General features: G+C 56.1%; 30 protein-coding genes and 1 pseudogene. 5 read left to right on the top strand and 26 right to left on the bottom strand.

The genetic code is table 11. The annotated features are described in order from the left end of the window. Positions 1-41: 41 nt before the first annotated feature. The 4 genes from yfkAB to moaA form a co-directional block, all read right to left on the bottom strand. Positions 42-1,196 (bottom strand): radical SAM/CxCxxxxC motif protein YfkAB, encoded by a 1,155-nt coding sequence (gene yfkAB / locus E6C55_RS03365; RefSeq protein WP_407923684.1) that lies wholly within the window; start codon positions 1,194-1,196, stop codon positions 42-44. Positions 1,197-1,307: 111 nt separating this feature from the next. Further along, the gene (locus E6C55_RS03360; RefSeq protein WP_136368369.1) at positions 1,308-2,408 is read right to left on the bottom strand and encodes an HD-GYP domain-containing protein; all 1,101 of its coding nucleotides are present in this window, start codon (positions 2,406-2,408) and stop codon (positions 1,308-1,310) included. A gap of 212 nt (positions 2,409-2,620) precedes the next feature. Continuing rightward, on the bottom strand, positions 2,621-4,099 hold the full coding sequence (locus tag E6C55_RS03355) for a bifunctional metallophosphatase/5'-nucleotidase (RefSeq protein WP_230986509.1): 1,479 nt from the start codon (positions 4,097-4,099) through the stop codon (positions 2,621-2,623). A gap of 2 nt (positions 4,100-4,101) precedes the next feature. Continuing rightward, positions 4,102-5,109, bottom strand: a complete 1,008-nt coding sequence (moaA, locus tag E6C55_RS03350; protein WP_136368368.1) for a GTP 3',8-cyclase MoaA — start codon at positions 5,107-5,109, stop codon at positions 4,102-4,104. Between the two features lie 129 nt (positions 5,110-5,238). Here moaA and E6C55_RS03345 point away from each other — a divergent pair, with 129 nt between their 5' ends. Next, complete coding sequence (locus E6C55_RS03345; protein ID WP_136368367.1) at positions 5,239-5,991, top strand: molybdenum cofactor biosynthesis protein; 753 nt, start codon at positions 5,239-5,241, stop codon at positions 5,989-5,991. 120 nt (positions 5,992-6,111) lie between these two features. Here E6C55_RS03345 and E6C55_RS03340 read toward each other — a convergent pair whose 3' ends face one another. Further along, a complete protein-coding gene (locus E6C55_RS03340; protein WP_136368366.1) occupies positions 6,112-7,140 on the bottom strand; it encodes a C40 family peptidase in 1,029 nt (342 codons plus the stop codon). 291 nt (positions 7,141-7,431) lie between these two features. Here E6C55_RS03340 and E6C55_RS03335 point away from each other — a divergent pair, with 291 nt between their 5' ends. Next, positions 7,432-7,683 (top strand): PLDc N-terminal domain-containing protein, encoded by a 252-nt coding sequence (locus E6C55_RS03335; protein WP_136368365.1) that lies wholly within the window; start codon positions 7,432-7,434, stop codon positions 7,681-7,683. A 1,553-nt stretch (positions 7,684-9,236) separates the two neighbouring features. Here E6C55_RS03335 and E6C55_RS35310 read toward each other — a convergent pair. Continuing rightward, positions 9,237-9,671: a helix-turn-helix domain-containing protein gene (locus E6C55_RS35310; protein WP_136368364.1), complete on the bottom strand. Its 435-nt coding sequence runs from the start codon at positions 9,669-9,671 to the stop codon at positions 9,237-9,239. Positions 9,672-9,808: 137 nt separating this feature from the next. Here E6C55_RS35310 and E6C55_RS03325 point away from each other — a divergent pair, with 137 nt between their 5' ends. From E6C55_RS03325 to E6C55_RS03320, 3 genes are all read left to right on the top strand, one after another. Continuing rightward, the gene (locus tag E6C55_RS03325; RefSeq protein ID WP_136368363.1) at positions 9,809-10,000 is read left to right on the top strand and encodes a hypothetical protein; all 192 of its coding nucleotides are present in this window, start codon (positions 9,809-9,811) and stop codon (positions 9,998-10,000) included. A gap of 330 nt (positions 10,001-10,330) precedes the next feature. Then, complete coding sequence (locus E6C55_RS33590; RefSeq protein ID WP_168735437.1) at positions 10,331-10,483, top strand: hypothetical protein; 153 nt, start codon at positions 10,331-10,333, stop codon at positions 10,481-10,483. 188 nt (positions 10,484-10,671) lie between these two features. Then, positions 10,672-10,947 carry a hypothetical protein gene (locus E6C55_RS03320; protein ID WP_136368362.1) on the top strand — a complete coding sequence of 92 codons (276 nt, stop codon included), beginning with the start codon at positions 10,672-10,674 and terminating at the stop codon, positions 10,945-10,947. Between the two features lie 40 nt (positions 10,948-10,987). Here E6C55_RS03320 and E6C55_RS03315 read toward each other — a convergent pair whose 3' ends face one another. The 20 genes and pseudogenes from E6C55_RS03315 to E6C55_RS03230 all read right to left on the bottom strand — a co-directional run bounded on the left by E6C55_RS03315 (position 10,988) and on the right by E6C55_RS03230 (position 23,919). Next, positions 10,988-11,251 carry a DUF2283 domain-containing protein gene (locus E6C55_RS03315; RefSeq protein ID WP_136368361.1) on the bottom strand — a complete coding sequence of 88 codons (264 nt, stop codon included), beginning with the start codon at positions 11,249-11,251 and terminating at the stop codon, positions 10,988-10,990. Further along, positions 11,220-11,537 carry a hypothetical protein gene (locus tag E6C55_RS03310; protein ID WP_136368360.1) on the bottom strand — a complete coding sequence of 106 codons (318 nt, stop codon included), beginning with the start codon at positions 11,535-11,537 and terminating at the stop codon, positions 11,220-11,222. The genes E6C55_RS03315 and E6C55_RS03310 overlap by 32 nt, the downstream gene beginning before the upstream one ends. Positions 11,538-11,608: 71 nt before the next feature. After that, the gene (locus E6C55_RS03305; protein ID WP_136368359.1) at positions 11,609-11,890 is read right to left on the bottom strand and encodes a DUF3467 domain-containing protein; all 282 of its coding nucleotides are present in this window, start codon (positions 11,888-11,890) and stop codon (positions 11,609-11,611) included. A gap of 238 nt (positions 11,891-12,128) precedes the next feature. Next, positions 12,129-12,410 carry a hypothetical protein gene (locus E6C55_RS03300; RefSeq protein WP_136368358.1) on the bottom strand — a complete coding sequence of 94 codons (282 nt, stop codon included), beginning with the start codon at positions 12,408-12,410 and terminating at the stop codon, positions 12,129-12,131. A gap of 216 nt (positions 12,411-12,626) precedes the next feature. After that, a complete protein-coding gene (locus tag E6C55_RS03295) occupies positions 12,627-13,037 on the bottom strand; it encodes a hypothetical protein (RefSeq protein WP_136368357.1) in 411 nt (136 codons plus the stop codon). Between the two features lie 457 nt (positions 13,038-13,494). Continuing rightward, a pseudogene (locus E6C55_RS03290) lies at positions 13,495-13,769 on the bottom strand (Rha family transcriptional regulator); the annotation flags it as partial. Between the two features lie 94 nt (positions 13,770-13,863). Further along, positions 13,864-14,136 (bottom strand): Rha family transcriptional regulator, encoded by a 273-nt coding sequence (locus tag E6C55_RS03285; RefSeq protein ID WP_136368356.1) that lies wholly within the window; start codon positions 14,134-14,136, stop codon positions 13,864-13,866. A 648-nt stretch (positions 14,137-14,784) separates the two neighbouring features. Continuing rightward, complete coding sequence (locus E6C55_RS33585) at positions 14,785-14,928, bottom strand: hypothetical protein (RefSeq protein ID WP_168735436.1); 144 nt, start codon at positions 14,926-14,928, stop codon at positions 14,785-14,787. 659 nt (positions 14,929-15,587) lie between these two features. Further along, positions 15,588-15,806, bottom strand: a complete 219-nt coding sequence (locus E6C55_RS03280) for a hypothetical protein (RefSeq protein ID WP_136368355.1) — start codon at positions 15,804-15,806, stop codon at positions 15,588-15,590. Positions 15,807-16,037: 231 nt separating this feature from the next. Further along, positions 16,038-18,686 carry a phage tail tape measure protein gene (locus tag E6C55_RS03275; RefSeq protein ID WP_168735435.1) on the bottom strand — a complete coding sequence of 883 codons (2,649 nt, stop codon included), beginning with the start codon at positions 18,684-18,686 and terminating at the stop codon, positions 16,038-16,040. Between the two features lie 30 nt (positions 18,687-18,716). Further along, a complete protein-coding gene (locus E6C55_RS03265) occupies positions 18,717-19,229 on the bottom strand; it encodes a hypothetical protein (protein ID WP_136368353.1) in 513 nt (170 codons plus the stop codon). 69 nt (positions 19,230-19,298) lie between these two features. Beyond that, positions 19,299-19,883 (bottom strand): phage tail protein, encoded by a 585-nt coding sequence (locus tag E6C55_RS03260; RefSeq protein WP_136368352.1) that lies wholly within the window; start codon positions 19,881-19,883, stop codon positions 19,299-19,301. A gap of 142 nt (positions 19,884-20,025) precedes the next feature. Continuing rightward, a complete protein-coding gene (locus E6C55_RS03255) occupies positions 20,026-20,787 on the bottom strand; it encodes a hypothetical protein (RefSeq protein ID WP_136368351.1) in 762 nt (253 codons plus the stop codon). A 17-nt stretch (positions 20,788-20,804) separates the two neighbouring features. Continuing rightward, positions 20,805-21,434, bottom strand: a complete 630-nt coding sequence (locus E6C55_RS03250; RefSeq protein WP_136368350.1) for a hypothetical protein — start codon at positions 21,432-21,434, stop codon at positions 20,805-20,807. A gap of 274 nt (positions 21,435-21,708) precedes the next feature. Continuing rightward, the gene (locus tag E6C55_RS33580) at positions 21,709-21,879 is read right to left on the bottom strand and encodes a hypothetical protein (protein ID WP_168735434.1); all 171 of its coding nucleotides are present in this window, start codon (positions 21,877-21,879) and stop codon (positions 21,709-21,711) included. 59 nt (positions 21,880-21,938) lie between these two features. Continuing rightward, complete coding sequence (locus E6C55_RS03245; RefSeq protein ID WP_136368349.1) at positions 21,939-22,457, bottom strand: ArpU family phage packaging/lysis transcriptional regulator; 519 nt, start codon at positions 22,455-22,457, stop codon at positions 21,939-21,941. Between the two features lie 125 nt (positions 22,458-22,582). After that, positions 22,583-22,759: a hypothetical protein gene (locus tag E6C55_RS33575; protein WP_168735433.1), complete on the bottom strand. Its 177-nt coding sequence runs from the start codon at positions 22,757-22,759 to the stop codon at positions 22,583-22,585. Continuing rightward, positions 22,756-23,397, bottom strand: coding sequence for a hypothetical protein (locus E6C55_RS03240; RefSeq protein WP_136368348.1), 642 nt, complete (start codon positions 23,395-23,397; stop codon positions 22,756-22,758). Before E6C55_RS03240 ends, E6C55_RS33575 begins: the two co-directional genes overlap by 4 nt. Next, complete coding sequence (locus E6C55_RS03235; RefSeq protein ID WP_136368347.1) at positions 23,394-23,579, bottom strand: hypothetical protein; 186 nt, start codon at positions 23,577-23,579, stop codon at positions 23,394-23,396. Before E6C55_RS03235 ends, E6C55_RS03240 begins: the two co-directional genes overlap by 4 nt. Positions 23,580-23,736: 157 nt before the next feature. After that, the gene (locus E6C55_RS03230; protein ID WP_136368346.1) at positions 23,737-23,919 is read right to left on the bottom strand and encodes a hypothetical protein; all 183 of its coding nucleotides are present in this window, start codon (positions 23,917-23,919) and stop codon (positions 23,737-23,739) included. Between the last annotated feature and the right edge of the window lie 2 nt (positions 23,920-23,921).

Below are 23,921 nucleotides of genomic sequence, written 5' to 3'. Positions count from 1 at the left end.
TAGATAAAATCCCGTTCCATCCTCCCCATGACCGGAAGAGGTCAGATCAAGGAATGGCGACGGGTAAAATCGACGTCCTTGAAGTACATGTCCTTGACAAGCAGATTCGGGCCGCAGCATCCTGCGGAAGGACAGTGGCAGGCGACCATCTTCTGCATCGGATGCTCTTGCCACTTCGCGAACACGTCGCCCAGCTTCTCGCTCTTGATGTTGCCGAAGGGCGGGATCGCCGCGAAGTCGGTTACGTACACGTCTCCGCTGAACAGGTTCACGTTCACCCGGTTGCGTCCGTCCGGATCGCCCCGGACCGTCACGTTCGGCTCGGAGCCAAGCCGGCGGACAAGCGCCAATTCCTTGTCGTCGCGGCCGCAGGCGAAGAACGGCAACGTGCCGAACAGCATCCAGAGGTCCTTGTCCCTGCTGTCGAGCAAGGAATGGATCGCGTCCATCATCTGCTCCCGCGTAATGACGGGCAGGCCTGAAGCGAACGAGCTCGGGTACATCGGATGCACCTCGTGCCGCCTGCAGCCCATCTCCACAATCATCCGGTGAATCTCGTTCATCTTCTCGTGGGTCCGGTAATTGATCATGGACTCCGCCGACACGAAGACGCCGTCGTCCGCCAGCCGCCTCGCGTTCTCCATCATTCGCTCGTACATCCGCGCTGTCGCTGCCGAGCCGACATTGCGCCCGGTGCGCGCGAATCCGACCGCGTGGAAGTCGGCTGCCTCCGTATAGTTGAACGAGATGTGCATCACGTCCAGATAAGGGGCGAGCATCTCATAACGGGCGTAGTCCAGCGTAACGTTGGAATTAAGCTGGGAACGAATTCCGCGGGAGCGAGCGTACTTCAAGAGCGGAACGAGTATGTCGCGCACGGTCTCCAGACGGAAGGTCGGCTCTCCACCGGTCAAGCTTATGGTCTCCAGGTTCTCCACTTCGTCCAGACGGCGCAGAATGAGCTCCATCGGAAGGTGGGGCAGTTCGGTCATCGTCAAGCTGTCGCCGACCGCGCAATGCTCGCAGCGCATGTTGCACAGGTGGGTGACGGTGAACTCGACGCTTGTGAGCGCATGCCTTCCGAAGCGCTGCAGCGAACGAATCGGATCCCAGGGATCGTATTCGGGCGTCAGAGGCGCAAGCTCGGCGGGAGGCGCGAAGCGCGGGCTCAGATTCATAGCGGCAAAGCCGTGCATGGCAGATCTCCTGTCTTAAATCCGTATATATCGTTTATTGTACTTGTCGATCCGCGGGAAATCAAACACGGAAGCTCCCGGAACGGCGGCCCCGGAAGCTTCGATCGTCTGTCAGCGGTCCGAAGGTCCCGCGTCGATTCGTTTGATCATGACCGACAATTGCTTGGACAGGTCCAGATCGTAGGGCGTCTTCAGATCGGCTCCGCCCTCGTCGGTAAGCACCCGGACGACCGGACGATGGACGCTGGCCGAGTTGATATCGACCACAACCGCCGTCTGCCCCGAGCTGAGCGTAACGGTGATCCCGACCGGATAGATCGCCACCTTGTCTCGGAAAATTTTCAACATGGAGGTGTCGTACAACGTCCCGCTGCCTGCATACAGCGTCTCGGTCGCCTGATGGGGCAGCATCGGCTCCTTATAGATGCGATGGCTCGTCATCGCGTCGTAGGAATCGACAATGCCGATCCACTTCGCGTATTCGTGAATCTCGAAGCCCTGGATTCCCCGCGGATATCCGGTTCCGTTCAATCTCTCGTGATGCTGGTACGCGCAATGGGCCACGATCAGAGGAATATTCGGCTCGTCCTTGAGCAGATAGTAGCCCCTCTCCGTATGCCTCTTCATCTCGTTGTACTCCTCCAACGACAAGCGTCCCGGCTTAAGCAGCACATTCATCGAGATCTGCGTCTTCCCGACATCGTGAAGCAGCGCGCCCAGACCGAGCGTCATCAGCTCGTCCGAGCTGTAGCCGTACGCCATTCCGAGCAGCACCGTGTAGACGCACACGTTCAAGGAATGCATATACAGGTAATGATCGACCGTATGCATGTTCATCAGCATGATCAAGGCGTCCCGATTGCGCTGCAGATCGTCCATAACCTGATGCATGAGCTGGCGCACTTGCTTGCCTACGTAAGGGTACGTTCCCGTGTGCCGCTTGCCGGGCTGATCCACCAGATCGCGGAATACGGAGCGGATTGTTACCACACCCTGCCGGCTCGTCTCTTCCCGCAGCAGCTCCGGAACCTCAATGCCTTCCGTTCGCGGATCCTGCACGTACAGATAGTGAATGCCCTTATCGCCAAGCCTGCGCAGCATGGACCCGGTCAACTCGACTCCTTCTGCCAACAGCACGATGCCTTCGTCTGAGAAGATCTTCTTCCCGAGCTTCATCCCGGGAACTATGGAGGCCAGCGGCATCATGCGCATTCGTCATCTGTTCCCCCTCTCTTAGCTGTATGGTTCTGCGTGCGTGAATCTCTATATGATTAATGTAAGAGATTTGGAAGATTAGTACAAGTTATTTTCAGCCTATATGCGACATAATTCGTCAGGTTCATACACAATAATCACAATTTCTCCGTGTAAAAAAGAGCTCGGGCCCCCATTCGCACAGGCGGGCCGACGAGCTCTCTTCTTATTCAGTCGTTCCGACGAAGCGTTGCCCCATCCCAGCTTCCTTCCTGCACGGACGCCCGGAGCCGGCGCGGACGCCGGCAATCCCGCAGCATCGCCTCGTCGCGAAGCGCCGGAACGAGAAGGTCCCGAAGGAATTCCGGCAAGTAATACTTCTCCACCCGCCCCTCCTTCAGGCTGAGGTAGCCGATGCCGAACGTGAACATGTCGAGCGTCCCGACCTCGTACTCCGCCTCGTCCGCCAGCGGCTCCCCGCCGACGAACGCCGAGACGACTCTCTCGCGCGGCGGCTTCGTCTCGTCGACGGTCCATTCGATTCCGTCCACGCTCAGCGTGCCGAGCCGGTCGCCCCGGAAGCCGAAGCCGTGGAACTCGAAGCCGATAAATTCCGGCAGCAGGCTCTCCTCGAGCGCTTCCCGAATATGGGCCCCGCTGAGGAGGATACGGCACGCGTTGATGGGCGACGGGCAGGCGGAATGCAGGTCCAGCCGGGTGACCGCCCCGACCGGGAAGCCGCGCAGCAGTTGGCCGGAATTGACGAGCCCGATCCGCGCTCCAGTCGCCTTGCGAACCGTAGCGGCGAGCAGCGTTCCCAGCGGGGATTCCTGTTCCCAGCTTAACTCCAGCGGCTCCCTTAACGTCGCCACCGTGCCGCTCATCGCCGCCTCTGAGCGCTTCCGGTACTCGCCCACAAGCTGCTCCGCGAGCGGGTCCGTCGGGCAGTTGTCCGTCGGACCCGCGCCGCCTTCGATCGTCAGCCTTCCGCTGCGCAGCTCCTTCCGGATCGTTACGACGCCGACGTGCCGGGCGAACTTCCCTGCCGCGCAGACGACCGTCTCTCCGAATCGAAGCGGCGCTTCGAGAAGATGGTGCGTGTGCGCCCCGAGGATAAGGCCGATGCCTTCGATCGACGTCGCCATCAACTCGTCCTGGCGAATGCCCAGGTGGGAGAGGATCACGACGAGATCCGCCTGGCGCTTCAGCTCCGGCACATAACGCCTTGCCGTCTCGAGAGGATCGGCCGTCTTCCAGCCGAGCAGCTCGTAGAACGACTCGTAAGGAGCCGTCAACCCGAGCAGCGCGATTCGTATGCCGGCTCTATCCACGATCGTGTACGGCTTCATCCACTCCGGAGGGGCGCCGGTATCGGCATCGACCAGGTTCGCGCACAGCACCGGGCACGGAGCGTCCGCGAACAGCCCGGCAAGCTGCTCCTTCGTATAGGACAAGCCTTCGTTATTGCCCATCGCAGCCGCGTCATACCCCATATAATCAAGAAGCGCCCGATTGGCGGCGCCTTCCGTTCCTTCCGTCTCCATCCGTGCGCGATCCAGGAAATCCCCGCAATCGAGAAGCAGCAGGCTGTCCGCCGGCACCTTCTCTCTCATCCGCTTCACGAAGCCCGTCACGCGGCAAGCTTCCTCGAAGTGACTGTGAATATCGTTCGTGTGGACCAGCGTCAATGTACGAATGCTCTCGCTCATCGTTATCCTCCGATTTGGGACATTCTCCGCTCGGTCGGAACATGGGATTGAGCCTCTCCGGCGAGCAAAGCCGCCATCTCGTGATTCTCCGGCTTGATGTCCATCGCCCGGAGGAACAACCGGCGTATCTCGTCCCGATCTCCCAGAGCCGGCCTCACGTTCAATTCGTCCATCCAGTACAGGCACGGCTTGATATTGCCGTCGGCCGTCAACCGCAGCCGGTTGCAGCTCTTGCAGAAGTGTTCGCTGATCGGATGAATGAGGCCGAACGTTCCTATTCCTCCGCGTATGCGCCAGTTCTCGGACGGGCCGCTTCCCTGCGGCGCTTCCGCGTCCGCCGCATCAATGGCGTGCCCTTGCGCCTTGGCGACTTCGAGCACGCGGCTGAGCGGCAGATAATGATTGCGCCAACCGGCGTCGTCATGGCCGATCGGCATGTATTCGATGAAGCGGATATGCAGCGGCCGCTCGTATGACATTCGCAGGAAAGCCGCGATCTCGTCCTCGTTGATTCCCTTCAGCAAGACGCAGTTAAGCTTGATCGGACCAAGCCCGGCTTCCGCCGCCGCCTCGACCCCTTCCATGACGCGCTGCAGCTCGCCTCTCCTGGCAATAAAGCGGAACCTGGCCGGATCGAGGGTATCCAGGCTGATGTTCACGCGATTCAGGCCTGCGTCCCTCAGCTTCTGCGCCTGCTTGGCGAGCAGCAGGCCGTTGGTCGTGAGCGCTATCTCCCGGATGCCGTTCACAGCGGAGAGACGGCCGATCAACAGGTCGAGGTTGGGCCGCACGAGCGGTTCTCCCCCGGTGATCCGCAGCTTGGAAATTCCGAGCTCCGCCGCCGTCTTCACGACTTCCACGATGTCGTCGTAGCTGAGCAGCTTGCTCTGTTCCATGAACGTCATGCCCTCTTCGGGCATGCAATAAAGACAGCGAAGATTGCAGCGGTCCGTCACCGAGATTCGCAAGTAAGTGTGTTTTCTGCCATATCTGTCGATCAATTCCCGCATGCCCAGACCTCCTCTGCCCCTGCGCCGACGTGCCGTTTCGTTTCTCTAGCATAACATTTTCACCGGCATTATGGTATGCTTGTGTGAGGAAATCTCCCTAGAGGAGCAAGGAAGGACGGAAGCCTGCCGATGCGCACTTGGACAATCGCCTTATTCGCCGGATTGGCCGAGCGGCTCCAATCGAGAGCGCTCAGCCTTGATTATGATGAGGAAGCGATGACGGCCGCGGAGCTGAAGAGCCGCTTGAAGGAATTGTACCCCGACCATGCCGGGCTGATCGCCGTATCGTTCGTTGCCTGCAACCGGACGTTCGCGGCCGACGACGCCGTGCTTCGCCGCTCCGACGAGCTCGCGATGATTCCGCCGGTATCCGGCGGCTCGGGCGACGACGGAAGCGCGGCTCAGCCGGACGAGCCGACAGGCGGACGGTACACCATCATGGAAGATGTTCTCGACGCGGAAGCGGTGCAACGCCAGGTCGCCCATCCCGATCACGGGGCGTCCCTCCTGTTCATCGGAACGACGCGGGAATGGACCGCCGGCTCGCGCACGCTGACGCTGGAATACGAGGCCTACGTCCCGATGGCGCTGCAAGCGATGGAGACGATCGGCGAAGAGATTGCGCAGCGCTGGCCCGGCGCGCTCGTCTCGATCCACCATCGCATCGGCCGCGTCGACATCGGCGAAGCCAGCGTCATCATCGGCGTCTCCGCTTCGCACCGGGCCGACGCCTACGCGGCCAGCCGCTATGCGATCGACCGCCTGAAGATGACCGTCCCGATCTGGAAGAAGGAAGTGTACGAGGACGGCTCGGAATGGAAGGGCCACCAGACGGGCCCATGGAATCCGCTCGCCCCCTTGCCCGAATTCGAATCGAACTGACGCCCGCGCCGCCGCTTCGCCTCCACCACGAAGAGCTACCCTGCACGGTCGGGAGCGACCGGGACAGGATAGCTCTTTTTTCCCCGCTTCAGCTTGTTGTCCGAGTCGGCTGAGACTCGCTTAGTCCGGAAGCACCCGCTTCGCGAACAGGAACGTATCGGCCCAATACGCCTTGTCGATCGGCGTGATCTGCACGCCGTCCTCCGGCTTCGGACTGGCGTGGATCATGTTGCCGTCGCCCATATAGATGCCGACGTGACCGACCGTCTCGTCGCTCTTGAAGCGGCCCGGCACGTAGAAGAACAGCAGGTCCCCCATCCGAAGCTCGCTCCGCGCCACCTTCTTCCCCCGTTCCGCCTGATTGCGGGCGACCCGAGGCATATCGACGCCGTACTTGGCGAACAGGAGCTGTACGAAGGACGAGCAGTCGAACTTGCCCGTAGACGCGTAATCGCCGGCCCCGAAGTCGTATTGGATGCCCAGGTACTTCCTCGCATCCGCGATCAGCGCCTTGGCGTCGCGGCTGCCTTCCGACGTGTTCGCGAACGGTATGACCCCAAGCTCCCGAATTCGTTCCCGCTCGGACGAGTCGTTGCGGGACGGGCGGGTCGCCTGCGCACGAATTCCGTTCTTGAGAAGGTGGTCCGTAGCAGGGTAGAAGGAGACCGCCTTCGCCTCCGAGCGGAACACCGCCGTCTTGCCGAACAAGGCTTGCAGCGCCTTGACGGGCACATAGAGGCGATTGCTCATCTTAACCGCAGGCGCCGGCAGCTTCACCGTATCGTCTCCGAACCGGGCCGAGCTCTCCCCCGGCTTGAACGTCCACGCGGCGTCATTGTCGCCGACCCCGTAGCTGCCGTCCGGCAGCCACTGCGCATGGAAGCCGATCGCCCGGGCGACGTCGCCGAGCGCGACATAGTCGCTATGATGGATCGTCTTCATCCGCACAACGCTCGGCGAGGCGGCTTCCTCGGCCCGCGTCTGCTCCAGCGTCTTCACCTTCACCTTGGAGGAATACTGAGCGGCGTCGCCGTGCGCATCGTTCCGATAGCCCGAACATCCGGACAACACCAACACCAGCGACAACACCGTCGCAATTCCTGCGACGGCCAGATTCGTTCTTTTTTTAGAACCGTGTAATCGCTCCACCTTGCCCCTCTCCTTGCCATGCCGGAATGATGTGCCTCCCGTTAGGATGGATGAGTCGGGCGCGGATTATCCAATAATGAGGGCAAGCTGATTTTTCTCCACTCTCGCACAATGCGGTTCACAGGTTCTCACAATGCGTTTTGCAGGTTCTCACAATGCGTTTCGCAGGTTCTCACAATGCGTTTCGCATAATACGCTTGCGGTAAATTTGGGATTTTCCGGAACATAACCGTTGCAATCGCGTACTAACCCTACAAACACATTTCTCGCGCGGCAGGAAGGAGCACCTCTATGGAATCTTTGGACACCTTTTCCGGAAGCGGCTTCGTTGGCGGAGTTATCGTCTTCATGCTCGTCATGTCCTTTATTCTCTTCGTTCTTCATATTCTCATCTGCGTGTGGGCATACCGCGACGCCAGAAGAAAAGGGAGAAGCCAGGAATTCTCCCTTGCGGTGGTCCTCGGCTTGTTCTTCTTCCCCGTTCTCGGGCTGATCGTCTACCTGCTCATTCGCAACGACAACAATCCGCGTCCCCCGTACTGAGCTTGCTCAAACCGGTTAGCCCCACACACGCTAACGCTATGCCGGAGCAGCGAGGATGTGAACGTGGGGGCTGATGTGGATGGGGGCTGATGTGGATGGGGGCTGATGTGGACGGGGGGACTTGACTGAGGTGGACGGGAGACTTGACTGATGTGGACGGGGGCTGGGGCTGATGTGGACGGGGGACTTGGACGGAACCCTGGTCTTGCTGCTTCCTGCTCTTCGGCAAGAGCCGCCCTTAATGGGCGGTTTATTTGTTTGCGTTGGCGCCGAGCTGTATCCGTTCGGAGCGCTCTTTTGGAGGTGGATGATGCGACCGTGGATTCGGGTGAGGGTCGATGAGGCAGAGATGGGTTCGGAGATGGATATGCGGCGGTGGATGATGCGGAGGTCGATTCGGTGGTCGATTCGGTGGTCGATTCGGTGGTCGATGCGATTTTATGTGATTTTTCACATTCGCCGGCTTTGAATGGGCTGAATTGGTGCGTTTTATGTGGTTTAATACGAAAATTAAGTCCCGCTAATGGCGTTCTGTACCGGATTGGGACAGAAAAGTCCCGCCACCATCTAGCACCGCCGGAGGCGCTATCCCTCTTCTGAACCCTTATGCCTCTTCTCCCCTTGGATCAGGAACCTCCGCTTGCCAATCATGCGCTTGGGTCTTAGGACAGCCCATTCCCCCTTGCGCATCCTTATCCTGAACGAAAGGGAGAAGAGACCTAATGCTGCCAGAGGGAATACACGCATGGGGGAGTTTCATCACTTCGGATGACCTCATTCGAAAAATTTTCATGGTAGGGGGTGACAACTGTCCTTGTTGTCATAGAGGTTTTTAGCATATATCAAACATTTCAGGAAGAGATTTCTCCCATATATGTGGTTTTTCACATTCGTTGCGCTTTTGGCCCCTCTTTTCTCCAAACGAATGTGATTTTTCGCATAAAATCGTTTAGTCAGAGCCCCTCGTTGCCAAGCTGCGCCACTATGATGTGATTTCGTCTATACTTCGAGTAATCTTCGCATCACCAGCACCGCCGTCACGTCGTCCCCAACATCTCCGTCATTCTCAGCGCCGCGATCGACCACCAACACCGTCAACCATCGACCATCAGCACCATTAGCCGCCACCGCCATCGACCACCACCGTCCCCCTTGGCCATCAGCACCATCGGCTACCATCACCATTGACCACCACCATCGGCCGTCACCGCCACCATCACCACTGCCGCAACTAACTTCAACATCTTCGGCATCACGAGCTTCAGCCCAGGCTTGCCTTGCCTTCCGGCCGGAAAACAGACAGAATCCGCAGAACGGCGTTCTGCGGATTCCAGTGGCTCTTGTATAGACGGGGCCTTAACCGATGGAGCCTTCCATCTCGAACTTTATTATTTTCGGCTCTCACTGGGGCTCTCTGAATATTTCCCTTCCTTTATATAGCGGCATTTTTCATTTCCCCACTCATGCCGCATCACTCTATTTCATAACAAACCGGACAAAAAACGGGCAAGATTTCAAGTACTTTCCGAACAAATTAAACTGCATAATTTGAGTCATTTCGAACTCTCCAACCATCGGAAGAAGGCGTCTCTGGATACCCTGATAAGACCTCTTGCACCGACCCTCTGTACAGGAAATGGCGCATTTTGAATGAGCTCATAAGCCCCGCGTCGACCTATCCCTAATATCCTCTGAATGTCGGATACCAATAAAACTTCGGGGTTCTGTTTCTGAGTCTGGTTCGGAGTCTGGGCTTGTTCCTCATTCGAGGTTGAGTTAAACTCGGAGATCGCCGGCAGCTCCTTCGGCGAATCGGGCTGTTGAACGTTTTGTTTGGATTCACTCTTTTTCTTCGTTTCGCGTTTCTTCGGCTCGGCACTTGTGATTTTGATTTCGATGCCATAGCGTTCCTTGACATCCTTTTCAATGCGACGAGACAGCCATTCGATCAAGGTCAAATCTTCCTTTTTCAATTTGAGGCTTAACATGCAATATCCTCTCCTTTGCGTTTGGTGGGAACCATCATGTGGCTCGCGGACAATAAAGGGAACTCGAATTCCGGTTTGCTGGAGTGCGTCGGAAGCGACATACCGCTCTAATATTACCCCATATGGAGCAACCGCTTATGGCCCCAGAATCCGGGCAAAGCAACGGTATCCTGGTCGAGAGCCAGTTGACGGGCGGCTTCGGCTTGATTGGCGCGAAGTTCGGCTTCGCTAGCCCGTTTCTCGGCGCCTTACAGGGGCTTCTTGACCTCGCAAAGCTCGTTCTTGTTCATCTCATAAACCATCTTCTGTTCGTTATGGGAAGCGTTTGATTTAGAAATAACTCTTGCTTATCGGTAAATGGTGCGCATGCGCGCTGTTCCGCTTCCTTGAGCAACTTCTTGCCTTCGCGGAGTTCCTTCACCGTCATGTCGTCGACTGTCTTCGAACTTTTCACGGTCGATAGATTCAGGTAGTGTTAGCAGACTAAACATCTTAGCAATCCCAAATCATGCATCGATTCACGATTTGGAAACTCTTCATACACCGCTTGCCCCGCGATCTGCTTGAAGCTGTTGATCTCGGCGGTGATGGAGCGCGCTTCGAACTGTTGGGCCTCCGGTTCCTCCTCCGGCAGGCAGGGAAGGCGGGAGCAGCCGGCCATGTTCGATATCTTCGCTCATGGCATTCGCGTTCACCGCTTCCAAGCGGGGACTTATCGACCTGTCAACCGGATCTATGTTTATGATCAAATAGAAATGAATCTACGCAAGCCGCTCGAGGGAAAAGACGGCCTTTCGGAGAAGGTGGTATGATTGCCAGGAGGGCTCTCCTAACGAGCGCAGGAGGGACTACGGGGCCGTCGTGGACGGTCCGAAACCATATATTGCGCACTTGCGCGGTATGGTCGCGGGAACCCGCCACAAGGGAGCTTACATCTCCCCTTTACATAGATTGCCCTTTGAAAATACAATAGGCTTATCCATTCTCCAGGAGGCACATCATGAGCCAATCCCTAAGCGAAACGTTCAGCATACCGAAAGAACTGCACCCCCTCTGGATTCGCTATATCGAAAAGGCCGCTTCGGATGAGGAATGGGACAAGGTGAACAAGGTCGCCGTAAAGCTCCTGAGAGCGAAGGGGAATACGATCGGTTCCGTTCTGGCGATGAGCAAGGAGGAGCTGCGGTTGATTCGGGGGTTTACTGGGAAGGACGAGGTCTTGCTGCTTGAGATTCTCGGGCGGATCGCTGATCGACCGGAACTGATAAGGAAATGAAAAAAAAGCCGAGTCCGAAGACCCGGCAGATTCTTTACCTTTAATGGAGAAAATCTAATAGCCCTTGATCGTCATCAGCAACAATTTTTTCTGAGACAATAAGATCGAAAACTTCTCCTTTAAGTCGTTTCGAGTAGTCTAAGATGGTTATTCCGATCAGAGTGTCAGTCTCCATGTCATACCTAGCGTAAATTCCGTCTCCGACATCGTCCGAATAGGAGGGGCGATTATCTCCAAAAACGATATACATGACGTCACCGGTCTTGTCGTGCTTAAACTGAATCGATTGCTTTTTTCTTGTCATAAATAACCGCCCCCTCCTTCTCCGGAGTAATTTTTTTCTGAAACATACTTGTTACGATAAATCCGAAGTTCTCATCCGAATGATCCACCACAGATTTAATAGTTAGCCAAGGCATTGTCGACTCGGAACTCTTTCCGTAATATAAGTATCTGTTAGGGATCTTGTTACTTTGCACTACGAGATACGGATTCTCGACAGAATGCTTAATTGCCTCTTCATTACCGGCTAATTCCTTATGTCCAGTTGCTGGATCGATAATGTGATCCTCAAAACGATTTTTCTCCAAAATAATTCTCTTTCCAAACCTGTCTGTTGTATCGATTAACAGTATACCCGGTGGGTCACTAGGTCGATACATCATTGTCGAACACCAGCAAGAACCTGAATCGCTCCTTTTTCTTGCAGTTCTTTGATTTTATCCGAGTTTGGCTCCAAGTTGATCGATCCGAAAAGCTCTTCGTACATACGAACATTCTCCGCCAGCGCAATTAACAAGCTTTTGGCATGCTGCGGGCTAATATAGACATTTGCTTGATTCTCAACGGCGCCATCAACGCCAACCATATTAAGCGACAACGTGAAGTCCATCGGTTGCATAGCAAGTTGAATTTGGTTTGTATAGATTATTTTCTTTTCCATTGTATTATGCCACTCCCATTCATTGATATGAATAGGTAATTTTCTCTATAAGTTTAACATTTCCTTCCGAACATTTGTTTTGTTTATTAAAAATACCACAAAAACAGCCAAAATAAACGAAAATCTTCGCAGTTACTGCGTGAAACTCAAGCATCTCATATATAGATGGCATTCGTCCGACAAACAAACAAAAAAACCGAGAGCCGAAGCCTTCGGTCAAGCGTAGAGTCAACTGAGATTAGCTCTCTGACATAATTACCTCGAATTTTCCATGCCCCGGCGGATTGCACTTGTACTCATCACTACTAAATATAAAATGAGCCATGGTTGTAAACTGGCCGCTAAACATCACACTACCATCTTCTTGAACTTCGTGTTCTATGCTCCACGAATAACCCTTGTTAGCAATCTCAAACGGATCTACATTAAGCAGCTCTTCAACACCACCATTTGTTAAATCCCTGATTCTGTAATCAACCTTTTTCCAGCCTTGTTCGTTTGCATAATCGATAGGGGTCATCTCATTCATCTCCTTTATTGCAGTATTCGACATCTCAACGAAAATCCCTATTCAACCGAACGAGCCCGAACGAATTATTTCCTCGTTATGGAATTTTGAGAGTACGTATTCTCAGACTCAAACGCATCCTCTCCCGCGTCCGACGCGGAGCGCCTGAAGCGCCTGCTCCGCGAGTTGGAACAGCTCCGGCAGCAACTTGAGCGGCAGCGCCGGGCTTTATTCCGTTCGCACAGCCAAGCCAGCCAGCGGGCCCTCGCGACCTCGGAGCGGCTCAAGCCATCGCTCGCTTCCCGCTCCGTGCGCTCCCGTTCTCTCCGGAGGGTGCTGCGCTTGCGCTTGCGATCCCGTTCCCGCTCTCGGTCCATCAGGGCCCCCCTCCCGTTCTTTCCACTCCAAGCGCTGAATCCGCTCCTGCACGGCATGGCGGGCTTGCCGCCAGAAGGTGTCGCCCGCCATGTCCGAGAAAAACCAGGACGCGAGCCGCTCTTGCCCCGCGAACAGCTTCGCTGCCGCGGGCTTCCTCCCGCGCCTCGGCCCATCTCCCTTCTCCCCGCCGCCGCATCGCCGGCCACAGGCCGTCGTGCGTTCCAGAGCGCGAACGCCGCCAGGCACGCGGCGAGCACGCAATAGCCGCGACCGCCAGCAACGCCGCCAGGGCGCTCACCCAGCCGGAGCGTGAACCTGCCCCGGAGGTGTCCGTTCGCTCTCGCCGGGAAGCCTTCTTCCTGCCCGCGCTCACGTCCTTGCGCCTGATCCGGCTCGCCTGTCTCCGGGCCCCACAGCTCCGGACGCCGGGGCTGCAGCCGCCGCCAGCCGCCGCCCCGCGTACCGTTCCCACTTTCTCCGTGCGTAGTTTCTGAACCATACGCAAATTGAGGCTGGTTCGAATAACGCTCTGCGGCGCGCCGGTCCTGCCCAGCCAGCATCACGTTCCGCTTCAGGATCCGCGTCCCGGCTGGCAAGACGCTCCGAACCGCCCCGTTTCGCGACGTTCCGCCGATCTTGCTCGGTTTTCAATTCTGCACGAGCTTGATGATGGTGTCGGGGTTGAGAAGAAATTGCTCGACATTGCTCGGCTTGGACAGTTCCTCTCGCATCCTCTTGAACTCATCCAAGAACCGGATTTTCATCTTCATCGTTTCAGGAGTGACATACGCCATAGCTACCAATGCAAAGCTGTCTTCCGTCATGTTGATTTTCGTGTACCACTGTTTGTTCTGCGGGTGCTGGTATTGGGTGTGCTCAAAGTTGAGCGACCCCCATTTGCCTTCTCCTACCTGATTACAATTTCTCGATTTGGGTTTCTATGTCACGAATCACATGGAAGTGCTGCTTACCGAACGTCTCGGCGACGATCAGACTCTTCGCACATCCAGGCGCCCTTTTCGGTCCAGAGGTAGAGCCTGTTCATAATTTGGCAAAAAATCAATTTGATTTTTTGCCCTAAATTCCCTCAGACCATTTCCTTGAAGCGAGCAGCTTCCTTGCCGGTGTAGCCCATGACGAGGAACGCGAATCCATCTTGCGTGATGAGGTACTTCGGCAATTTCCTGTTCTGAACCGATCTGTACGACGACAATCCAAAATTGGATGCTCGGAATCCTTCGCTGCATTCGAGACTTTCGATGTCGCGAATTACATGAAAGTGCTGCTTGCTGAATGTCTCGGCGATCCTCAAGCTGTCCGTCACCAATCGACCATTTTCAATGAATACGAGTTGTTTCATTGGTCACCATCCTATCAATTCAGATAACCGGCAGCCCGCATCATGTTTTCGCGAGGAACACCGAAAACGTCGGGTAAGCTCAGACTGCTCAGCTACGAACTGATTCGCTTCTCCACCCTCCGGAAAATTTTCCGTACCCTCCGAATCCATTCGCTCCCTTGCCTTCAGTCGCTCAACCTCTTCCAGTCGCCTCGCCTACTCTACCCGTACCACTCAACGGCAGCCGTCGTGAATTTCTTGACGGCGGCGAACTCCGGAAGCGGCTCGGCCTGCGGGTCCAGAAGCTCCTGCGCCAGCTCCGCTTCTTCCAGCCGCAGCGCTTCGCTTCGCAGCTATTCCGCCCGCGCATTCGCCGCGCCCCGGGCGACCGCTGCTTCCTGACGCAGGTCAGGCAGCCGCCATTCCGCCGCCCGCAGCTCGCGGTCCGCTTCCTCCAGCTCCATGACCGCTTCATTGTACGGCCCGATGCCCTTGCGGCTCTGCCGCAGCTCCGCTTCCTCTTCCTTCGGCGCGCTAGCAGCCGCTCCAGCTCCGCTTGGGTCAGGAGGCTCTCATTACAGGCTTCATCCCGCGGCGTAACCGCCAGCCCACCGCGTCGGCTGGGCGCATCCCCGTACCGTTCGAGTTGCCAGTCCTTCTCTCCGTCCGTCAGCACCAGACGGCCGCCGTGCCGGCCGCCGCGAACCGGTTCTGCGCGTTCCACCGGCTGGCCCCGGTTCGCGAAGCCGTACAGAAGGCTGCAGATGAAGCAGTGAATTCTTGGAGATCGACCATCTTGGGAAGAGGCAGCATCTCTAAATATCTTCTCTACTTTCATAATCCGCAGACGTCTGCGGTTTTGAAAACTGCTCGTAAGCGTAATCTAGTACGAATCGGTAGACGTCTGCCGATTGCTAACGGGCATGTGACCGCGAATCGTTCCCTCGCAAAATCAAATGTCGTGACGTCGGTAAATTTGATGAGTAGCGCAGTTAGAGGAGCAAATCTTACGACGTCGTACGCTTTAACCAAGAGAACCACGAAACAACTCACTTCCGCTTTAGCAGTTCGTAGTGGCAGGTTGGATTTACAGACGTATTCGAAGCGAAAAATAAAAACCGCTCTCCAGAGTCCTCTCAGACCCGGAAGCGGAAGTGAAATTTCCAACTAAAATCTAGCGCTATTCTGCGGTCACGCGCACCCGCACCTTATCCCGCCCCCAGAAGGACCCGCGACATTCCGACATGCTCCCTTGACGCTCTGTGCGCCTCATTCAGCCCTCTTAGCCCCGTGGCAGCCCCTTTCCCGCCACTCTCTCAGAACGTCTATACGCAGGCTGAGCAAGCCTTCTGAATCAACAAACTTTGCAATGCGTGTATGGTCCGAAAGATGCTCTCATGACATGCTCGCCCCATCGTTTACAACGCCTCGTGTCACTTTAGGTCAAAAGAAAAAGCACCCGAAGGTGCATCTCATTCGTTCCACTTATCGTGTTTCTGCAAAACAGTTTTAAGATGATTGAACAAATTGGGATGTCCTCGTTTCGAAACCTCTCTATCGTTGACAGTGGTGTGAAAAAACTCTCCCGGTCCTTTCCCGTCGTCATATACGAGATGTATTGACCCGTCCTTGTCTAGCCAGAACTCAACATCAATCCTTACATATTTCCCCTTTTCACTGACGATTGCCATGGCCAACGCCTCCCTGTTAAATATTATGCGTTTAACAGCACTCTATTCCTTATCGCAATTTCCTCCGATGGACGATACGCCTCTCGCCCATACATATAAAAACCCACAGCGTCAAGTCAACTGTGGGTAAACATTCCGTATGAAACTCAATGTGATTCTGACGCCTCAATCGGCGACGCTGATCCTCGATCATTTGCGAACGCCGGGGAAGAGAGGCTTTACGCTGCTCTCTTAGGCAAATGACACCCGCCTTTGCTGAGCTTTATACGCCTCAAACTCCTTGCGGAAATCGCTGCGTGTCCGTTGCTCCATCTGCTCAACGGCCTGCTGATCGGCAGCGCCGTAGAAGTTGTAGGTCGGCGAAAAGTGGAAGTCCCCTCCGGATCCGCTGCCGTCAGTTGTCGCCCCGATGCTCTGGCCGGCCGCTTGCCACAGGTCCCGGCTTCGCTGGCTGTTGTTCTCGGGGATGATCCATTCGTTGCTGCCGCCCTCGCCGACCCATGCCAGCTCCGGCTTGGTGACGTAACCACCTGCAGCATATCCGCCGACGTGCTGAAGCTCGGGGATATTGACGCCGAATGTCCCGCCGCCCAGAAAATCAGGGATGTCGAAACTGATCTTGTTGACCTTTTGAATGGCCTTGTTGATCAGATCGATCGCGAGATTGATAGGCGCGGCAAGGACGGAGCCGAGCGTGCTGAATATGCCCTCGAAGATCGACCGAACACCCTCCCACGCCTTGCCCCAGTCGCCGGAGAAAACACCGGTTATGAAGTCAATGACACCGCCGAGCGTGGTCAACAACCCGTCAATCACACCGCTGATCATCTTAATGGCCGTCATGACGATGTCCTTGATCGCCGGCCACGCATATTCAAACGCGGCAAATATGCCGTCCAGAAACGGCTTGACGGCGTTGAATATGGCGCTGATCATCGCCCCGATCTTGTCGACCACGGTCATGATCTTGGGCAGCAGCGCGGTGATAGCCACCGATATCGCCGGCATGACCTCTTGGGCGATGAAGGCGTAGACCTTCGCCCAGATCGGCAGCATTTTTTGCAACAGATAGGAGACGATCGGGGCGATGGAAGAGATGATTTTACGGCCGATTTGCTGGATTGCCCCGGCAAGCTTGAATACAATCGGAATTACTTGTTTGATAATGGAACCGATGGACGACACGACGCTCATCGCTTGCGGTTCGATCTTCTTCCACGTCTTCGCGATTGCAGCGGCGAATTCCTTAGCCGTGTCCATGATGTCGAAGAAGTAATCTTTGTACAGGGAGACCGCTTCGCCCCCGCCGACGCCCGACCATAGCCCGGAAATCTTGTCCGCTATCTGCGAAATCACGGGTCCGATGCTGCCGAACGCCTTTTGAATCGCCGGCATCTTATCTGTGACCCATCCGGCGAATTGTTGCGCGACTGGAAGAAGCGCTTTGGTCATCGGGAGGATTAGCCCGGTTTGAAGCGTCCGGCCAATCGCCCCGAATGCCTTGCTGAGCGTGTCATATTTGACGTTTGCGACCTGCTCCATCGTGTTTTTTGTCGAGTCGAACTGTTTCTCGACATTGGCGTACGCGCCGATGACCCGAGCCTCGAGATCCTCCGCCTGAGTGCCGAACAACTGCACGGCAACCGCATTCTGCTTGACAGGGTCCTTAACCGCGGCAATAGCCTTTGCCGTCGTCAGGAACGCCTTCTGCGCCGTCTCCCCGCCTGCCGCGAATTGCGCCGTCATCTGCGCCCCGCTAAGCCCCAGCGCCTTGTAAGCGTCTAATGACGCCTGTGAGCCGTCCTTGGTCCGGATGCCGAACTCCTTGATACCGTCCCCGACCTTGTCCAGATTAAAGGCACCTGCCTCCAAGCCGGCGGCGAAGGTGTCGAACATCGACTCCGCCGAGAATCCGAGCTTGGCGAAGTACGGGCTGTACTCGTTCGCGGTGTCCAGCAGCTCGCCTGACTTGTTAAGGCCCTTCTGCGCCCCCTGCGCGAGCAGGTTGTACGCCTGGTCGGAGGTGATGCCGAAGTTCTTCATCATCGTGTCGGCGGCCTTGATCGACTCCGTGATGTCCTCGCCGAACGTGTCGCGGTAGGCAATTGCGTTCTTCGTCGTCGCTTCCAGCTCATCGCCGGTCATCTGGGTGACTTGCCGGACCGTACCAACCGCCTCCGCCAAGTCGTACCAGTTTTCTCCGAGGTTCTTGTTGTATAGGCTCTCGGTGATTTTGCTGAAGTCCTGCATCTGCGACTCAGATGCGCCGGTCGATGCCTGGATTTGCGCCATGGCCGTGGCGTATTCGTCCGAAAAGCTCAGGAACCCAGCAGCGGCGAGCCCGACTCCAGCGCCAACAGCCAGCGCGGCCCCGCCGACGATTGCCGCGCCTCCAAGTGCGCCGCCGAGACGACCGACACCACTCCCGTTACCGCCACCTCCACCGCCTCCTCCACCTCCGGAAGGTCCGTGCATATCCTGCAGCTCGCGCATGCGGCGCTCCATCTCTTCGATCTGGCGCAAGTAGTTCCGCATGTCGTTGCCGAACATGTTGCCCGGCATCCGGATCGTCGAGATTTGACGGAGATTGCGGAGCAGATCGGCGCTCAATGTCTTCGCCTCTCTCAACTCGGTGAGCATGTTGGAAAAAATGCCGGTCGGGGTCGGCGATGTGCGTATTTGACGCAAATCGCGCTCGAGGTCTTGCAGTCCATCCCTCAGCGGGCGGACCATGTCGCCGGATATGCGGAGAGCGTTCAACTCCCGGGCTTTTCTATCAATCTCCGCGAGATCGTGATAAGTTTTGTTCATCGCCCCCTCGTACGTTCCCTCCAGCTTTGCTGCCAATTCGAAGGCGACTTGATAGATTTTTTTCGCCATGCTTTCACCTCGTTTTCCTTACATCGAACATCATAAATCGTGTTCCACTTTCGCGATTAAATCGCCTATTTCAATAGCTCCTGCGTTCAGAAACTCAGAGAGAAACGGGAGATCGTCATTCGCTAGAAGATGAATCGCAACCAATTCCGATTGTGCCGCTTCGATGTCCTCTTTACTCAATTGCAATGAAAAGCGTTCAACTGTTCTGCGCAAGTGCAACAGCGATTCGCGTTTCAACGTCACGGCTTGCGCGACTATCTTCATGATCCGTCTGTATTCATTTCCAACCTTCATTCCCGAGAACACGCGGCAGGTATTCTCAAGGTTGTGAAGCAACTGCCTGGACAAACGGAGTTCTACCAGTTGAACGAGGAGCGAAAATGGAAGAGACTTTTGTAATACACGCCGCTGCCCGTTATCGCTCTTCCACTTCAGTTGCCTTTTCAGGCGTTTGTTGCGAGCATCTCCGTAAGCGGCTAACGCTGCGATCCTCGTCCGAATGGTTTCCGTGTCGAACTGTTTCGCTTCTCGGCTATTTTGCAATTTGTCATCACCGCCGTTCCGTTGATTTTAATGGCAACCGCCTACGTATAGCTTCTTGCTCAGGTAGCCTCATCTCAATATCCGCTTTATCTCGTGGTCAAGTTGCTTAAGCATCCGCTCTCCCGCTTGCTCCTCAATATGCTTGATGACCTGCGGTTCGTTGAGCATACGCGGCACGGCCGGGCCATGGATCTCTTCGATCGGCAATTCTGGGTAATCCCCCTCCTCGTTCCTAACGCGACGCCGGCCGCTCTGCCCGGTTGGCTTTTGCCGTTTGAGGACGCGGAGCCGGCCGGAGCCGGGGTGCAGATAGGCTGTCTTAAGCCGCTTCTTCTCGCCGCGGCGGACGGCCACAGTCACGGCCTTTGGTTTGCGTGGATTTGGAGCCTTTGGGGTCAACTTGTAGTGCAGGAGTGGCAGGTTCGAGCCTTTGGCTTTAATCCGCACTTCGCCGGCTCCAGGCGCTGAATAGAGGGGAGAGAACGCCGCCTTAACGTCTTGATCTTTGATGTTATACGTCTCGCGGACCTTGCTACTGGCTTCGGTCATGACACCTTTGCCAACCCGGTTGAGCGCCGTGCTCGCCGCCGCCTGCATTTGATCGCGCATCTTCTTGATATCGCGTTTGGCTGCACTTAGGCCCTTTACTTTCATTCTGCATTCGCCTCCGATCGGAGCCCAACGGACTGACGGAAGGAAGAATCCATCAGCCCTTGGAGCCGGAAAGCGATGCCGTATTCCTTACTTCGCCCGGCCATTTATGATGCTCCTTTCATTTCGATCCATCTACGCCCGCTTAACTCTTGCCGCCGAACAAGCGAGCAAACAGATTCTTCCTCGATTGATCGCCCTTTGTCTCGGCTTGACTCCGGAGCTCGTTTACAGTGGCGTTGGTGACAACTTCGCCCGTTTCCGCGTAATATTCGATCCAGCGCGGAAGCTCCCCATATCGGTAAGCCTCCTCCAACTCTCTAGCAGTCGGCAAGACACATTTGTCTGTAACCCCCCCCTTCATAAAGGCTGGGTTATATTCAGATGTCAGCGGATGTTCTGGAATTCCTAATTGTTTCGTTTCCCTGTCATTGCCCAAACCAGCAAGGCTCTCGGCCTCGTTAAGCAGCCCGCGAAGCTCCGATGCTCGGGCGTAGTGCTGGTTCCCCTCCGCAATCTTCAGCGTCAGCTGCGCTCTAAGCTCCCTCGCTTCTTCAAAGACTCGCTCAACTTGCGGTGCGATGAGTTCGACTTCGCGACGCCATCCGGCTTGGACATCTTCCAGGAGCGACTCCAGTTGTTCCGGCTTGCCCTTCTTCACCAATTCGATTCGTTCTTCCATCACTCCGATTTCAATGGCAAGCCTGTCCGCCCTGGCCTTAACATCGCTGATATCGGCCGTACTGTGGGACTTGATGCCGGAGCTGTCTTCGACAAGCATCTCTTGATAACGGCTCATTGCTTGTTCTCTCTCGGTACGTTTATCGTTCAATTCACGCTGAAGCTCATCGCTTCGTTTGTTGAGGTTCGCAACCGCTTGTTTAAAAGCTTCATACTCACGAAACATCCAATAGCCTCCTCGAATTATCCTCTTAATCTGTTGGCCGCATTGGCGACCATGTCCGTAACGTCCGGATCGGAAGCAGCCTGGGACGATTGCGGCCCTTGCGGCTGTTCACGAGAAGAATTAATGTAGCCGGCGATCATATCCGCGTTTTCCTCGTCCAACTCTTCCTGCGACTTCAACAGCCCGGCCTTCACACATTCCAATGCGGCTGCTTCCGGCTGCATGCCGGACTTAATTGCCAGGTCGATAAAATGGCTGTTCTGACGGTTCCGGATGGATTCCAGTTCTTGAATGCGCTGGCTCTCTGTTCGAGGCTTTGTCGCATTCGAGTTACCTGAAGCGTCTTTGCCCGGGTTGTTCCCCGTGCTGGTTGGCACACGGCTGAGTGGAATGCGATTGGAGTTAGATCCGCCTGCCGCATTAACCCTGGTAGCCGCCAACTCGTTAAGTTGCGCCATTGCCGTCCTTGCTGTATCCAACGCCATCGACATCGGACTCGGACTCTTGTCAACCCATTCGCCAACTACTCGGCCGGCACCGGCTCCATTCTGCTCGATAGCCATGAACGATTCCTTCATCCTGTCCAGCGTGTCAGCCATCTTCCGAAGTTCCGAAATTTCTCCATTCCATGTCCCGTTCAATCTCATCACCCTTCCTTCCAGTTTCGCTTGAATTCGATAGGCGACTTTCGCTTAATGCTCAGTAGACTAATGTGCATTCTGGAACGCAACAATTCGAAGCGATTTTTTCGATTGGGGTCCGCCTCGAGCGTCTGAGTAGAAAGAGAAAGGCAAAATTCGAATTAAAAATTAGAGAGATTCTGTGCTCACGCGCACCCGCACTTGGCCGGGGTCCTGGAAGGACCCGCTCGCCCACGCATGCCGTTGTCGCCTCGCAGGAGCCGTTCTCCCGCGTCCGAATTCATTCCTTGGTTTGTGTGTCATCGATCACGTACACGATCTCCAGCATCCTGCCAGGGCCCCCATTCGTCTCCAAGATTCGAGCGCCGGGGTTCTGGGCTTGCCACTTCGCGACGGTCGCCTCCGGATGGACCAGCGTAACCCTGCGAATCTGCTTATCATTGTTCGACATCGTAATCACCTCCCTTCATAGGCGATAACTATCAATACAGAAAACCAGATAGCCTCTGCCTATTTATCTGTCGCGTCTGAAGCCGCCCTTCCTCTCCGAGCCCTGTTCCGATGCGGCCAGTCGCTTGACGGCACATCTCCATTCTCATCGATCAACCCGAGCTGATAGGCTATCTTCTGCATCGCCCGGTCCCGAATCCTAGCGTACTTGCCCTCGCTGATCGGGGGATCGAACACCATCTGATAGATGGAATAGTCCGTGATGTACTGGGACTCTCTTGCCAAGTACCGTTCCTGAATGAGGAACTGTTCCTGCTTCGGAAGACGCTCGACGACGCGGTCGATGGCTTCGCAGAACGCGCGCCGGCGTTCCGGCTCATCAACGTTGTGCGTTGCGATGTTCCCGGTCTGGTCGCTGACCTTGTTCGTACGGCCGCCTTCATGGGGCTCGTAACTCGCGGTGATGCTGGCTTCGCGCGCCTGGAACCCCAGGTACTTGTAAATCCGATACTGCTCCAGCCTGGCCTCTACTTCCCGGCGAATGGCTTTGTTCTTGGCTCTTGGCAATGTGTCGATCATCTCTACCATCCCTTGTCTGATGAATGATGTCCGAGCAAAATGGTACGGCGCTCTACCGACTCCCTCTCGGCGGAGCCGGCCTGGGTGGCTGCAGCGTTCATCTGCGGCCTTTGTAGCTGCCAGGGTTACGCGAGAGCGGTTTGCTTGTTCTGCCGCTGCTGCAGGTGCCTCTCTGCCGTTTGTCTAATCGCAGAGATGCCCGGGCCCTCTCTCGTCAAGCCCTCTATGAACGTCTGGAGGAGCTCCAACGGCAACGCCGCGCACAGCCGATCGATTACCGGTTCAATGTCGATGGTCTTCATTCCCTTGTCCCCTCCCTTAGCCCGTTCATGATGTCCATGATCTCCTGATCGGTGACGAATTGCTTAAACGTCCATCCCGCCCAGCGGAGCGCCTCCTGCTTGCCCATCCGGCGAACCTCCTGCCTGATCGCCGACGCCGTCTTGCCGTAACGCTTGGAAGAGAGTAAACGGTAATAAGCGTCCATGAACTGAATCCCCTTCGGATTGTTCTCCAGCAGTTGGAGCACGGCGTATTTCAGAACGCCCCGTCCCGAGAGCAGCATGCTTTCCGGATTGTCGGGATTCGGCGCGGCATCGGCGCCGTTCAGCGGGAGTGAGCGGTCAGCATAGAGCTTCTTCATGCGGCGCATGGTCACGTCCGGGGCATTCATCTGAGCCTCATAAAACGCGAACCGGACGTTTCGCTCATAATCGTCGTCCATGCCACTCTCCTCGAAGCCCTTGAGCGTCTGGTAGATGCACTTCGAGGCTTCCTGTACGGTAAGCGACTCGGGGTAGATACGGTAGCCGGTTCCCGTGAAGACGGTGACAGCGTATTTCGAGAACGGATTCTCTTCTTCGACCGGGAACGCGATGATCGTTCCTCCGAGCTGCTTGCGAATGGCGTCGGCACGTGCCTCAATAACAGGGAAATTCATGGGTTCGCCCCTTCCTTCTCCAGTTCAATCGCCGGCCGCCAACGCAGCCGCTCTTCCTGCAGACGCTTGTTCAGCGCTGCCTTGTACCGCATGATCCGGTTGAAGCGATGCGGCCAGCTCCGGCGCAGAGCACTGTACTGCGCGGCCTTCCTCGTGTAATAAGCGATGCGTTTCAGGTGCATGCCTTTATCCTCCTGCCAATGGGATTTTGGTTTGCTGCGCGATTGGCCCCGCCCCGGCCGAACTGCCTGATGTGCGCCTTTGGCGCTAGCAACTCGGCAGGGCATTCGATGGGGTCGCCCGCATGGATTAATCTCGCGCAGTCAGCGCCTATGATTCTTAGGCCTTGGCGACGGGCCTTCTATCGGAGAACTCTCGAAGAAGAGCCGGCACGCTCAGCACGTCTTTTTCGAACTGCTCGAGCTCCACTTCGTTCATGTCCCGGGTCAGTTCGGAAAATAACTGGACAGCAGCATAGAAGAACTCACGTTCATTCGGCGAATTGCCTTCAATCGATCGCATTC

Source organism: Cohnella fermenti (assembly GCF_004801405.1).
GTDB classification, from domain to species: Bacteria; Bacillota; Bacilli; order Paenibacillales; family Paenibacillaceae; genus Cohnella; species Cohnella fermenti.
Note: the sequence above shows the minus strand (reverse complement) of the source record. Positions and strands in the feature narration are given on the sequence as shown.

Excerpts from the sequence above, each read along its gene's own strand:
- yfkAB (WP_407923684.1), bottom strand. The coding sequence starts at position 1,196 with ATGCACGGCTTTGCCGCTATGAATCTGAGCCCGCGCTTCGCGCCTCCC.
- E6C55_RS03360 (WP_136368369.1), bottom strand. The coding sequence starts at position 2,408 with ATGCGCATGATGCCGCTGGCCTCCATAGTTCCCGGGATGAAGCTCGGG.
- E6C55_RS03355 (WP_230986509.1), bottom strand. The coding sequence starts at position 4,099 with ATGAGCGAGAGCATTCGTACATTGACGCTGGTCCACACGAACGATATT.
- moaA (WP_136368368.1), bottom strand. The coding sequence starts at position 5,109 with ATGCGGGAATTGATCGACAGATATGGCAGAAAACACACTTACTTGCGA.
- E6C55_RS03345 (WP_136368367.1), top strand. The coding sequence starts at position 5,239 with ATGCGCACTTGGACAATCGCCTTATTCGCCGGATTGGCCGAGCGGCTC.
- E6C55_RS03335 (WP_136368365.1), top strand. The coding sequence starts at position 7,432 with ATGGAATCTTTGGACACCTTTTCCGGAAGCGGCTTCGTTGGCGGAGTT.
- E6C55_RS35310 (WP_136368364.1), bottom strand. The coding sequence starts at position 9,671 with ATGTTAAGCCTCAAATTGAAAAAGGAAGATTTGACCTTGATCGAATGG.
- E6C55_RS03325 (WP_136368363.1), top strand. The coding sequence starts at position 9,809 with ATGGCCCCAGAATCCGGGCAAAGCAACGGTATCCTGGTCGAGAGCCAG.
- E6C55_RS33590 (WP_168735437.1), top strand. The coding sequence starts at position 10,331 with ATGTTCGATATCTTCGCTCATGGCATTCGCGTTCACCGCTTCCAAGCG.
- E6C55_RS03320 (WP_136368362.1), top strand. The coding sequence starts at position 10,672 with ATGAGCCAATCCCTAAGCGAAACGTTCAGCATACCGAAAGAACTGCAC.
- E6C55_RS03315 (WP_136368361.1), bottom strand. The coding sequence starts at position 11,251 with ATGACAAGAAAAAAGCAATCGATTCAGTTTAAGCACGACAAGACCGGT.
- E6C55_RS03305 (WP_136368359.1), bottom strand. The coding sequence starts at position 11,890 with ATGGAAAAGAAAATAATCTATACAAACCAAATTCAACTTGCTATGCAA.
- E6C55_RS03300 (WP_136368358.1), bottom strand. The coding sequence starts at position 12,410 with ATGACCCCTATCGATTATGCAAACGAACAAGGCTGGAAAAAGGTTGAT.
- E6C55_RS03285 (WP_136368356.1), bottom strand. The coding sequence starts at position 14,136 with ATGAAACAACTCGTATTCATTGAAAATGGTCGATTGGTGACGGACAGC.
- E6C55_RS33585 (WP_168735436.1), bottom strand. The coding sequence starts at position 14,928 with ATGCTGCCTCTTCCCAAGATGGTCGATCTCCAAGAATTCACTGCTTCA.
- E6C55_RS03280 (WP_136368355.1), bottom strand. The coding sequence starts at position 15,806 with ATGGCAATCGTCAGTGAAAAGGGGAAATATGTAAGGATTGATGTTGAG.
- E6C55_RS03275 (WP_168735435.1), bottom strand. The coding sequence starts at position 18,686 with ATGGCGAAAAAAATCTATCAAGTCGCCTTCGAATTGGCAGCAAAGCTG.
- E6C55_RS03260 (WP_136368352.1), bottom strand. The coding sequence starts at position 19,883 with ATGAAAGTAAAGGGCCTAAGTGCAGCCAAACGCGATATCAAGAAGATG.
- E6C55_RS03255 (WP_136368351.1), bottom strand. The coding sequence starts at position 20,787 with ATGTTTCGTGAGTATGAAGCTTTTAAACAAGCGGTTGCGAACCTCAAC.
- E6C55_RS03250 (WP_136368350.1), bottom strand. The coding sequence starts at position 21,434 with ATGAGATTGAACGGGACATGGAATGGAGAAATTTCGGAACTTCGGAAG.
- E6C55_RS33580 (WP_168735434.1), bottom strand. The coding sequence starts at position 21,879 with ATGTCGAACAATGATAAGCAGATTCGCAGGGTTACGCTGGTCCATCCG.
- E6C55_RS03245 (WP_136368349.1), bottom strand. The coding sequence starts at position 22,457 with ATGATCGACACATTGCCAAGAGCCAAGAACAAAGCCATTCGCCGGGAA.
- E6C55_RS33575 (WP_168735433.1), bottom strand. The coding sequence starts at position 22,759 with ATGAAGACCATCGACATTGAACCGGTAATCGATCGGCTGTGCGCGGCG.
- E6C55_RS03240 (WP_136368348.1), bottom strand. The coding sequence starts at position 23,397 with ATGAATTTCCCTGTTATTGAGGCACGTGCCGACGCCATTCGCAAGCAG.
- E6C55_RS03235 (WP_136368347.1), bottom strand. The coding sequence starts at position 23,579 with ATGCACCTGAAACGCATCGCTTATTACACGAGGAAGGCCGCGCAGTAC.
- E6C55_RS03230 (WP_136368346.1), bottom strand. The coding sequence starts at position 23,919 with ATGCGATCGATTGAAGGCAATTCGCCGAATGAACGTGAGTTCTTCTAT.